Here is a 9,852-nt window from a genome sequence, read left to right as displayed (position 1 = left end):
GGGGAAGTAGGGGTCGCCGACCCCGGGCGCCCCCGGCCTCGGCGACCCCTACTTCCCCCGGCTGGGCAACGGCGGCTACGACGCCCGCCACTACGACCTCCGCCTCGCCTACGCCCCGGACACCGGCCGCCTGGACGGCCGTACGACCCTCACCGCGCGCGCCACCCAACGCCTGTCCAGCTTCGACCTCGACCTCCAGCAGCTGGAGGTCACCGCGGTCCGGGTCGACGGCAGACGGGCGTCGTTCACCCGGGACGGCGACGAGATCACCGTCACCCCGCGCCGGCCCCTCGCCGAGGGCCGCGACTTCACCGTCTCCGTCACCTACGGCGGCGTACCCCAGGCCCTCGGCGGCCCCATCGTCTTCGGTTCCGCGTACGGCTGGATGAGGACCGGCGACGGCGTCTTCGTCGTCTGCGAACCCAACGCCGCCTCCACCTGGTTCCCGTCCAGCGACCACCCCGCCGACAAGGCCGCCTACGACATCCGGATCAAGGCACCGCGGGGCCTGACCGCCGTCTCCAACGGGCGGCTGGTGTCGACGTACGACAAGGGCGGCTCGACATACACCCACTGGCGGGAGTCGAAGCCGATGGCGACCTACCTCGCCACCGCCACCATCGGGAAGTTCGACGTGCGCACCGGACGCACCCCCGGCGGCATCCCGATCTACGTCGCCGTCGACCCCGCGCTGAAGAACGCCGGCAGCGTCGACGTCTACGGGGTCACGGCCGCCGTCACCGACCACTGGTCGCGGGTCTTCGGGCCGTACCCCTTCGAGGAGACCGGCGCGATCGTCGACGACATGCCGCAGGCCGGGTTCTCGCTGGAGGTGCAGAGCAAGCCCGCGTACTCGGCCGTGCGCGACGAGAGCACGATCGTGCACGAGCTGGCCCACCAGTGGTTCGGCGACTCGGTGAGCGTGGCGCAGTGGAAGGACATCTGGCTCAACGAGGGCTTCGCCACCTATGCCCAGTGGCTGTGGGCGGAGCACCGGGGCACCCGCTCCGCCCACGACTCCTTCCTGGCCGGCTACCGGGCCCGCCCCGCCGACTCCCCCTTCTGGCAGATCAAGGTCGGCGACCCGCAGCGGGACACGATGTTCGCCTCCGCCGTCTACCAGCGCGGCGCGATGACGCTCCAGATGCTGCGCGAGCGGATCGGCGATCCGGCCTTCTTCACGCTGCTGCCCGCCTGGACGAAGCGGTACCGGTACGGCAACGCGGACACCGCCGACTTCATCCGGCTCGCCGAGCGGGTCAGCGGGCGGCAGCTGGACGACCTCTTCGACACCTGGCTCTTCACACCAGGGAAACCTGCCCTGTGAGCCTGGCTTTGTAAGGTTGAGGGCCTTCGACAGGTGAGAATGTCAGGGTGCTCCAGCAACTCTTCAGTCCCTCCGTCCAGCACACGCTCGATGTGATCGGCATCTTCGTGTTCGCGATCTCCGGCGCGCTGCTGGCCGTCCGGAAGAACTTCGACGTCTTCGGCATCGCCGTGCTCGCCGAGGTCACCGCGCTGGGCGGCGGGCTGTTCCGCGACCTGGTCATCGGAGCCGTACCCCCGGCCGCCTTCACGGACCTCGCGTACTTCGTCACCCCGCTGATCGCCGCGCTCGTCGTCTTCTTTCTGCACCCCCACGTGGAACGCATCCAGGCGGCGGTGCTCGTCTTCGACGCGGCCGGCCTCGGTCTGTTCTGCGTCAGCGGGACCACGAAGGCGTACAGCTACGGCCTCGGTCTGACCGCGTCGGCGACGCTGGGCCTCGCCACCGCCGTGGGCGGCGGTGTCCTGCGGGACGTGCTGGCCAACGAGGTGCCCTCGCTGCTGCGCTGGGACCGCGACCTGTACGCGGTCCCGGCGATCGTCGGCGCCACGGTGGTCGTGCTGTGCCTGCGCTACGACGCCCTGACCCCGCTCACCAGCGGGCTCGCGGCCGTCACGGCCTTCGTGCTGCGCCTGCTCGCGATGCGGTTCCACTGGCGAGCGCCTCGTGCGTGGAACCGCCGGTCGACGGTGACCGAGGAGTAGCGTCCCGCCCGGCGACGGACCCGTCCCGGCCCTCGGCGCGGCTCTGGCCCATCTGCAGGGTCAGCCAGCGGAAGACCGGGTCCACCTGCGGGCGCCACAGCGCCATGGTGTGACCGCCCGCGCTGCGCGGCAGGAACACCACCCGGACGGTGGTCGGCGCCTTGGCGATGGACTGGAGGGCCAGGCCCGCCTGGTAGCCGTCACCGGGCTGGCCGGACAGGTACAGCGCGACCCGCGGCGGCACGGCCGCCTTCCTCAGCAGCAGGTAGGGGTTGTTCGCGGCGCGCAGGGCGGGGGTCTGCGCAGCGAGGGAGTTGCGCTCGGCGATCGGGTCGTTGTAGCCGGACATGCTCACCGCGGCCCGGTAGCGGTCGGGGTGGGCCACGGCCAGCTTGACCGCGCAGTGCCCGCCCGCCGAGTACCCGGCCACCGCCCAGCCCTGGGGGGCCGGCTGGGCCCGGAAGTTGTCCGTGACCATCTTCGGGACGTCGATGCTGAGCCACGTGTCGGCGTTGACCTGGCCCGGGATGTTGGCGCAGCCGGTGTCCACGCCGGCCAGCAGGTTGGTGCGCGGGGCGACCAGGATGAACGGCGCGACCTGACCGCTGCGCATCAGCGGCAGCAGCTGCTGGTGGGCGTCGAGCGAGCCGAACCAGGCCTTGGCGGATCCGGGGTAGCCCGGCAGCAGCTCCACCACCGGGAACTTCTTGTGGCGGTAGGCCGGGTCGTCGTACTGCGGCGGCAGCCAGACGTAGACCTCGGCGTTCACACCGGAGACCCGGCCCTTGAGCTGGGTGACGCGCACCCCGCCGGCCGCGCGCATCCCGGCCCCCGCGGCGGTCCTGAAGCTCTGTTCCACCTTGGGCAACCGTGTCACCGCGATCCCGCCGGTGCCGTCCCGGCCCAGGTCGGCGGCCTGCTCCACGTGGTCGCCGGTGCCGAGCAGGTCGGCCCAGTTGTCGTACAGGTTGTTCTGGTTGTTGACCAGGACGAAGACCAGCGTGACGGCCGTGCCCTGGGCGAACAGCAGCATCAGTACCCGGGCCGCGGCGCGCAGCACCCTGGGTCCGCGCATCCGCGACCACAGGACGAGCGGCAGTATCAGGGCGACCACGGACAGCACTATGGTCGTGTAGAGGAACGGGGTCCCGGTGAGGCTCATGTCCTCATAGAGGGAGATATGCGGCCCGGGGTTGTGGGACGTGTCCGGACACTCACCGGGAAATTGCCGGAATCTCACCCGGAGTCCTGGGGTGTCATCTCGCCGTCACAGAAAAGCTACCGCTTAGTATTTTCCTGTTGTACCGTTCATCCATGCCAGAAGCAGCTTCCGCCCCCTCCTCATCGCGGGCCCTGATCGGTGACAGCGAGTTCGACCGCGACACCGCGGTCGTCCGGCGCGAGCCCGGCGTCCACGACATCGACCTCTCGGCCGGCTGGACCATCCTCGGCGCCGTCAACGGCGGCTACCTGCTGGCCGTGCTCGGCCGGGCCCTCGCGGACACCCTGCCGCATCCGGACCCCTTCACCATCTCGGCGCACTACCTGACCGCCTCCCGGCCCGGCCCGGCGGTCGTCCGCACCGAGACCGTGCGCACCGGCCGCACCCTCTCCACCGGCCAGGCCTCGCTCTTCCAGTACGACGACGCGGGCAACGAGGTCGAGCGCATCCGCGTCCTCGCCTCCTACGGCGACCTCGCCGCCCTCCCCGACGACGTCCGGACGAGTGCCACCCCGCCGCCGATCCCGCCGCTGGAGCAGTGCTTCGGCCCCGAGGACGGGCCCGCCCCGGCCGACGACGGCTCCACCATCGCCGACCGGCTGATGATCAGGATCGACCCCGCCACCCTCGGCTGGGCGCTCGGCAAGCCGTCCGGCAAGGGGGAGATGCGCTCCTGGTTCGGCCTCGCCGACGGCCGCGACGCCGACCCCTTCTCGCTGCTCCTCGCCGTGGACGCGCTCCCGCCCACCGCCTTCGAGCTGGGCCTGAAGGGCTGGGTGCCGACCGTGGAACTCACCGTCCACGTCCGCCACCGCCCGGCCCCCGGCCCGCTGCGGGTGTCGATCACCACCCGCAACCTGGCCGGCGGCTTCCTGGAGGAGGACGCCGAGGTCTGGGACAGCGCCGACCGCCTGGTCGCCCAGTCCCGCCAGCTGGCCCGGGTCAGGCTCGGCTGAGCGAGCGTCCCCGGCCTCTCCGAGCCCCCGGCCTCAGGGTCCCGGCATCAGGCCCCCGGACTCAGGGGCCCCGGCATCAGGATCGGCCGAGCGGCTGGCGCCCCAGCCAGGCCGCCAGCCGCCCGTAGGCGTCGGCCCCCTCGGGGGCCGGCACCGGCGCGTCGAAGGGGCGGCCCTCGCGCGGCCCCTCGGGCAGGGCCTCGTGCGCGGCGGCGAGCGAGAACTCGGCCAGCTCGGCGTCGAGCGGGAAAGGGCGGCCGACCGCCTCGGACAGGTCCCAGGTGTGCGCGACGATCTCCATCACGTACGCCGACAGGGCGGCCCGCCCCGGGATCTCGCCCCACGGAACCCGCACGGTCGCCGTCATCCGGTCGTCGCCCGCCCAGGCCCGCACGGCACGCTGCCGGGCCTCGTCGTACGCCTGCGCCCAGCGGTCGCCGGGGACGTCGGACGCGGACAGCGGCGCACTCTGCCCGTCGCCGCCCTCGCCGACGAGGGCGATCCGGCGGGTGCCGCCCACGATGTGGCCGAGCAGGGCGCGTACGTCGTACGCCGTGCAGGGGGTCGGCCGGGTGAGGTCTTCCGGGCGCACGGTCTCGATGAGGGCCGCCGCCTGCTCGGTGGCGCGGCGGTAGAGGGGGCGGGGGTCGGTGGTCGGGTTCGTCATGATGTGCCTCTCGGTGGGTCCGTACACCGAGCATCCCCGGAAAACCTGACAGATTCCGTCAGCTTTTGCGGCGGACGGGGACGCGGCGGGATCCTGGCCCGGTGAAGTCAGACCGGCTGCTGTCCATCCTGCTGCTCCTGCAGACCCGGGGCCGGGTCCCCGCGCCCGAACTCGCCGACCGGCTGGAGGTGTCGGTCCGCACCGTGTACCGGGACGTCGAGGCGCTGTCCGCCGCCGGGGTCCCGGTGTACGCCGAGCGCGGCCGGCACGGCGGCATCGAACTCCTCCCCGGCTTCCGCACCGACGTCACGGGGCTGACCGCCGACGAGTCCCGGGCCCTGTTCATCCTGGCCGCCCAGGGCGCCCATGCCGCGCTCGGCCTGGACGCGGCCCTCGGCTCGGCCCTGCGCAAGGTGATGGCCGCCCTGCCGGCACCGCACCGGCCCGCCGCCGAGGTGACCAGCCGCCGCATCCTGGTGGACGCCACCCGCTGGATGAGCGGACCGCGGCAGTCCGTCGACCTGGAGGTGCTGAAGGACGCGGTCTTCTCCGACCGGCGCCTCAGGCTGCGCTACCGGCACAGCGGGCAGCGGGAGCCGCGGACGTACACCGTGGATCCGTACGGCCTGGTCGCCAAGGCCGGCGTCTGGTACCTGGTCGCCGACCGGCGCGGCGCGCCCCGGCTGTTCCGCGCCGACCGGGTGCGCTCGGCCCGGCTGCTGGACGAGCCCGTGCGACGCCGGCCCGGGGTCGAACTCGCCGACGCCTGGGAGGTGCTGCGTCGGCAGGTGGAGGAGCGGGAGGACCGGGTCGAGGTCACCGTGCGGGTACGGCGCGACCGGCTCGACCTGTTCCAGCGGCTGGCCGCCGCACAGCTGACGGCTCCGCCCGACGACGACGGCGAGAGCGAGTGGGTCACCGTGCGGCTGGCCTACCCGGCGCTCGGCGCCGTACGCCAACTCCTCGCGTTCTCCGACCGGGTGGAGGTCGTCGACCCGCCCGAGGCGCGCGCGGAACTGCTCGCCGGGGCCCGCTCCGTCCTGGCCCTGTACCAGGGGCAGGGGCAGGGGCCGGCGGACGGCTGACACCCCAGGGGGCCCTGGGCGGCGTTCACCGACTCGGGCGGGCGCAGGGCTGTCAGGCACCGTCCAGGGCGCCGTCAGTCCAGCCAGTGGCTGCGGCCGATGCTGATGAGCCGCAGCTGGCGGGTGGCGAGCTGCGTCACCCGCTCCCGCTCCTCCTCCGGGGCCTCCAGCGCCTCCAGGAACAGGGAGGCGGTGATGAGCATCTGGTCGACGTAGAGGTGCGCGAGCATGAGCAGGTCCTCGTCGCTCCAGCCCGCCGCCTCCGGGTCCTTGGCCAGCTCGACCTTCACCTCCTCGGCGAACCGGACCAGTTGGGCGCGGATGGCCTCGCGCACCGGCTGCACCCCGCCATGTCGCTCACGGGCGATAAAACGGACATGAGCGGGGTACGCGTCTACATGACGGGCGATCAGCTCGATGGCGCGCGCGATGCGTTCCTCGCTGTCGCCCGTGGTGGACACCGTCGTCCGCACCATCGGATGCAGGCTGCCCAGCGCCTCGTCGACCAGGGCCACACCGAGGTCGGCGGTCGAGCGGAAGTGCCGGTAGAAGGCGGTCGGGGCGACCCCGACGGCCCGGGTGACCTCGCGCAGGCCGAGACTGCTCAGGCTCTGCTCCTCCAGCAGGGCGAGCGCCGCGTCGAGGAACGCCTGCCGGGTCTTCTGCTTCTGGGCCTGCCGGATGCCGAGGGTGTGACTCATGTCATCCAGTTAACAACTGTTCTCCGGAATTTTAAAGCCGTCAGGCGCGCTAGACTCGAAGTCAGTGAACAACTGTTACTACAACTGTTCACCCAAACTTCACACCGGCTGAATACGAGGTATCTCGGAGGGGGGATCTGATCCCATGCTGTTCCTCGTCGCCGCACTCATGCTGCTCGGAGTCGTGCTGGGCACCGTGGCCCACGCACCGCTGGGCGTCACCGCCGTCCTGGCCGCCGTCATCGCCGTCTGGCTCGGCGTCTTCGCGCTCCGCGAGCGCCACGGGCGCCGCCGCCGCACCTCGGCCCACTGACCGCCGCAAGGACCTGAAGACTTCAGGAGCTGAGCACCATGCATCTGACCGCACCGGCCACCGGCCGCACCGACACCCGACCGCGCACCCGCGACACCGACGGCATGGCCGTCGCGTCCTTCATCCTCGGCCTGCTCGGCCTGCTCGTCCTCAACCTCTTCCTCGGTCCCATCGCCATCGTCCTCGCCGTGGTCGCTCTCTGGCGCGGCACCACCCGCCGGGGCCGCGCCTACCTGGGCCTGACCCTCGGCATCGCCGACCTGGTGGTCCTGGTGACGGCGATGGAGATCTCGGGCACGGTCTCCTGGAGCCTGTGACCGACGGCGTGTGACCGACGGCTCGCCGGAGCGCCGCCCGCCCCGAGGGCGACGGGGCACCCGCACGGCTCCGCGGCCGACCCGCCACCGGCTGCCGCCGTGGGCGGTCGTTCCGCCGGGCGGAACGGCTGGGCACGGCCGACAGCGCCGGGCGCATCGCCGCCAAGTCCAGGTGCGGCCAAGTCGAGCGCCCCACAGCCGACGGCACGCGATCGGCACCCGAGGCCGAGGCGCCCGCTCACGGCCGAAGGCAACCGCGGGGACCCGGCGCCGTAGAATCGGCGTCACCATGGCATACCTCGACCACGCCGCGACCACCCCGATGCTCCCGGAGGCGGCAGAGGCCCTCGCCGCCCGGTTGAGCATCACGGGCAACGCCTCCTCCCTTCACGCATCCGGCCGGCAGGCCCGGCGGACGGTCGAGGAAGCCCGCGAGACCCTCGCCGAAGCGCTGGGAGCCCGCCCCAGCGAGGTCGTCTTCACCTCGGGCGGCACCGAGGCCGACAACCTCGCCGTCAAGGGCCTGTACTGGTCCCGCCGCGCCGCCGACCCGGCCCGCAGCCGCGTCCTGGCCAGCCCCGTCGAGCACCACGCCGTCCTGGACGCCGTGCACTGGCTCGGCGAGCACGAGGGCGCCACCGTCGAGTACCTCCCCGTCGACTCCTACGGCCGCGTTCACCCCGAGGCGCTGCGCGAGGCCATCGCCCGCAACCCCGACGACGTCGCCCTGGCCACCGTGATGTGGGCCAACAACGAGATCGGCACGATCATGCCGATCCGCGAACTCGCGGACGTCGCCGCCGAGTTCGGCATCCCGCTGCACGCCGACGCGGTCCAGGCCTTCGGCCAGGTCCCCGTCGACTTCGAGGCGTCGGGCCTCGCCGCCATGACCGTCTCCGGCCACAAGATCGGCGGCCCGTACGGCATCGGCGCCCTGATCCTCGGCCGCGAGCACACCCCCGTACCCGTCCTGCACGGCGGCGGCCAGGAGCGGCACGTCCGCTCCGGCACGCTCGACGTCCCGGCCATCGCCTCCTTCGCCGTCGCCGGCCGGGTCGCCGCCGAGCAGCGCGAGCGGTTCGCGCGGGAGATCGGCGCCCTGCGCGACCGGCTGGTCGACGCCGTGCGCGGCGCCGTACCGGACGCGATCCTCGGCGGCGACCCGGCGCCCGAGGGCCGGCTCCCCGCCAACGCCCACTTCACCTTCCCCGGCTGCGAGGGCGACTCCCTGCTGCTCCTGCTGGACGCCCAGGGCATCGAGTGCTCCACCGGCTCGGCCTGCACCGCGGGCGTCGCCCAGCCCAGCCACGTCCTCCTCGCCACCGGCACCGATCCGGACCTGGCCCGCGGCACCCTGCGCTTCTCCCTCGGCCACACCTCCACCGAGGCCGACGTCGAGGCCGTCGCGAAGGCGATCGGCCCGGCGGTGGAACGCGCCCGCGCGGCCGGCCTGACGTAGCCGTTCGCTGGGCGCGGCAGTCGGCTGGGCCGGCCGAGGGCGGATGCGGCCGTCGGGCCGATGAAGCCGTCGGCCTGACGCAGCCGTCGGGCTCACCCGGCCGTCGGGCCGGTGCGGCCCGTCCGGCTCATGGGGTCCGTCCGGCTCATGGGGTCCGTCCGGCTCGCGGGGTCCGTCCGGCTCACGGGGTGGCGCGGGCTCCGGGGCGTGCGGCGCGGATCAGGCGTATGTACCGGTCCCAGTCCCAGAACCGCCCCGGGTCCGTGTGGTCCGCGCCCGGCACCTCCACATGCCCGATGATGTGCTCCCGGTCCACCGGGATGCCGTAGCGCTCGCATATGGCCGCCGTCAGACGGGCCGAGGCCGCGTACATGGCGTCCGTGAAGGAGGACGCGTCCTCCACGAAGCCCTCGTGCTCGATGCCGACACTGCGCTCGTTGTACTCCCGGTTGCCCGCGTGGAAGGCGACGTCCAGCTCGCGGATCAGCTGGGTGACCCGTCCGTCCTTGCGCACGATGTAGTGCGCCGCGGCGCCGTGCCCGGGGTCCTGGAAGACCTTCACCGCCGACGCGTAGCCGCCCTGGGTGACATGGACGACCACCCGGTCCACCGGGTAGTCGGCCGGCCGGTCCGCCCGCCGGTAGTTCGCCGCCGAGGCCGCCACCCAGCGCGCGCCCCGGAAGTCCACCGCGCCCGCCACCCGCGGCTTGTCCACCTCGGGCAGCCGCCACCACAGCCGGGCCAGCTCCTCCCGGGCCAGCACGGCCGTGCCCACGGCCGCCGCGGCCCCGCCGATCAGCAGGGCCCGCCGCCCCGGCCGCCGGTCGCCGTCGCCCGCCGGCGACCCCGTGGCCGCCCCTGTCGTCTCCCCCATGCCAGCCTCAACGGATATCCGGCGGACCTGGTTCCCGCGCCCCCGTACCCTGGAAGGGCTATGACTGACACCCCGCAGCGCACCCGCCCCCTCCGCGTCCTCGCCGCCATGTCCGGCGGAGTCGACTCCGCCGTCGCCGCCGCGCGGGCCGCGGAAGCAGGCCACGACGTCACCGGCGTCCACCTCGCGCTCTCCGCGAACCCGCAGTCCTTCCGAACCGGCGCGCG

Annotated in this window: 10 protein-coding genes and 2 pseudogenes; 8 read left to right on the top strand and 4 right to left on the bottom strand. The window is 73.2% G+C overall.

The features are described from left to right. Positions 1-13: 13 nt before the first annotated feature. Both CCN44_RS19820 and CCN44_RS19815 read left to right on the top strand, forming a co-directional pair. A pseudogene (locus CCN44_RS19820) lies at positions 14-1,327 on the top strand (M1 family metallopeptidase); the annotation flags it as partial. Positions 1,328-1,374: 47 nt separating this feature from the next. Then, on the top strand, positions 1,375-2,031 hold the full coding sequence (locus CCN44_RS19815; RefSeq protein ID WP_059252723.1) for a trimeric intracellular cation channel family protein: 657 nt from the start codon (positions 1,375-1,377) through the stop codon (positions 2,029-2,031). Here CCN44_RS19815 and CCN44_RS19810 read toward each other — a convergent pair. Further along, entirely contained in the window at positions 1,940-3,193 is a 1,254-nt protein-coding gene (locus CCN44_RS19810; protein ID WP_059252724.1) for an alpha/beta hydrolase, read from the bottom strand. The two genes, CCN44_RS19815 and CCN44_RS19810, sit on opposite strands and share 92 nt — an antisense overlap. Before the next feature lie 152 nt (positions 3,194-3,345). Between CCN44_RS19810 and CCN44_RS19805 the strand changes: the two genes are divergently transcribed. After that, a complete protein-coding gene (locus CCN44_RS19805; RefSeq protein WP_086698452.1) occupies positions 3,346-4,209 on the top strand; it encodes a thioesterase family protein in 864 nt (287 codons plus the stop codon). Positions 4,210-4,285: 76 nt separating this feature from the next. Here CCN44_RS19805 and CCN44_RS19800 read toward each other — a convergent pair whose 3' ends face one another. After that, positions 4,286-4,876 (bottom strand): TIGR03086 family metal-binding protein, encoded by a 591-nt coding sequence (locus tag CCN44_RS19800; protein ID WP_059255249.1) that lies wholly within the window; start codon positions 4,874-4,876, stop codon positions 4,286-4,288. Positions 4,877-4,977: 101 nt separating this feature from the next. Between CCN44_RS19800 and CCN44_RS19795 the strand changes: the two genes are divergently transcribed. Beyond that, positions 4,978-5,961, top strand: a complete 984-nt coding sequence (locus CCN44_RS19795) for a helix-turn-helix transcriptional regulator (RefSeq protein ID WP_086698451.1) — start codon at positions 4,978-4,980, stop codon at positions 5,959-5,961. 74 nt (positions 5,962-6,035) lie between these two features. Here CCN44_RS19795 and CCN44_RS19790 read toward each other — a convergent pair whose 3' ends face one another. Continuing rightward, positions 6,036-6,662 carry a TetR family transcriptional regulator gene (locus tag CCN44_RS19790; RefSeq protein ID WP_059252727.1) on the bottom strand — a complete coding sequence of 209 codons (627 nt, stop codon included), beginning with the start codon at positions 6,660-6,662 and terminating at the stop codon, positions 6,036-6,038. Between the two features lie 145 nt (positions 6,663-6,807). Between CCN44_RS19790 and CCN44_RS45105 the strand changes: the two genes are divergently transcribed. From CCN44_RS45105 to CCN44_RS19775, 3 genes are all read left to right on the top strand, one after another. Continuing rightward, positions 6,808-6,975, top strand: a complete 168-nt coding sequence (locus CCN44_RS45105) for a hypothetical protein (RefSeq protein ID WP_086698450.1) — start codon at positions 6,808-6,810, stop codon at positions 6,973-6,975. 38 nt (positions 6,976-7,013) lie between these two features. Further along, positions 7,014-7,292: a hypothetical protein gene (locus CCN44_RS19780; protein WP_059252728.1), complete on the top strand. Its 279-nt coding sequence runs from the start codon at positions 7,014-7,016 to the stop codon at positions 7,290-7,292. Positions 7,293-7,581: 289 nt separating this feature from the next. Beyond that, positions 7,582-8,751, top strand: coding sequence for a cysteine desulfurase family protein (locus CCN44_RS19775; RefSeq protein WP_059252729.1), 1,170 nt, complete (start codon positions 7,582-7,584; stop codon positions 8,749-8,751). A 181-nt stretch (positions 8,752-8,932) separates the two neighbouring features. Here the strand turns inward: CCN44_RS19775 and CCN44_RS19770 are convergent, their stop codons facing one another. After that, the gene (locus CCN44_RS19770) at positions 8,933-9,625 is read right to left on the bottom strand and encodes an N-acetylmuramoyl-L-alanine amidase (protein WP_059252730.1); all 693 of its coding nucleotides are present in this window, start codon (positions 9,623-9,625) and stop codon (positions 8,933-8,935) included. 60 nt (positions 9,626-9,685) lie between these two features. Between CCN44_RS19770 and CCN44_RS43325 the strand changes: the two are divergent. Continuing rightward, positions 9,686-9,852, top strand: a pseudogene (locus CCN44_RS43325) (tRNA 2-thiouridine(34) synthase MnmA); the annotation flags it as partial.

Source organism: Streptomyces tricolor (genome assembly GCF_002155905.1).
In the GTDB taxonomy this organism is placed as follows: Bacteria; Actinomycetota; Actinomycetes; order Streptomycetales; family Streptomycetaceae; genus Streptomyces; species Streptomyces tricolor.
Note: the sequence above shows the minus strand (reverse complement) of the source record. Positions and strands in the feature narration are given on the sequence as shown.

Excerpts from the sequence above, each read along its gene's own strand:
- CCN44_RS19810 (WP_059252724.1), bottom strand. The coding sequence starts at position 3,193 with ATGAGCCTCACCGGGACCCCGTTCCTCTACACGACCATAGTGCTGTCC.
- CCN44_RS19805 (WP_086698452.1), top strand. The coding sequence starts at position 3,346 with ATGCCAGAAGCAGCTTCCGCCCCCTCCTCATCGCGGGCCCTGATCGGT.
- CCN44_RS19800 (WP_059255249.1), bottom strand. The coding sequence starts at position 4,876 with ATGACGAACCCGACCACCGACCCCCGCCCCCTCTACCGCCGCGCCACC.
- CCN44_RS19790 (WP_059252727.1), bottom strand. The coding sequence starts at position 6,662 with ATGAGTCACACCCTCGGCATCCGGCAGGCCCAGAAGCAGAAGACCCGG.
- CCN44_RS45105 (WP_086698450.1), top strand. The coding sequence starts at position 6,808 with ATGCTGTTCCTCGTCGCCGCACTCATGCTGCTCGGAGTCGTGCTGGGC.
- CCN44_RS19780 (WP_059252728.1), top strand. The coding sequence starts at position 7,014 with ATGCATCTGACCGCACCGGCCACCGGCCGCACCGACACCCGACCGCGC.
- CCN44_RS19775 (WP_059252729.1), top strand. The coding sequence starts at position 7,582 with ATGGCATACCTCGACCACGCCGCGACCACCCCGATGCTCCCGGAGGCG.
- CCN44_RS19770 (WP_059252730.1), bottom strand. The coding sequence starts at position 9,625 with ATGGGGGAGACGACAGGGGCGGCCACGGGGTCGCCGGCGGGCGACGGC.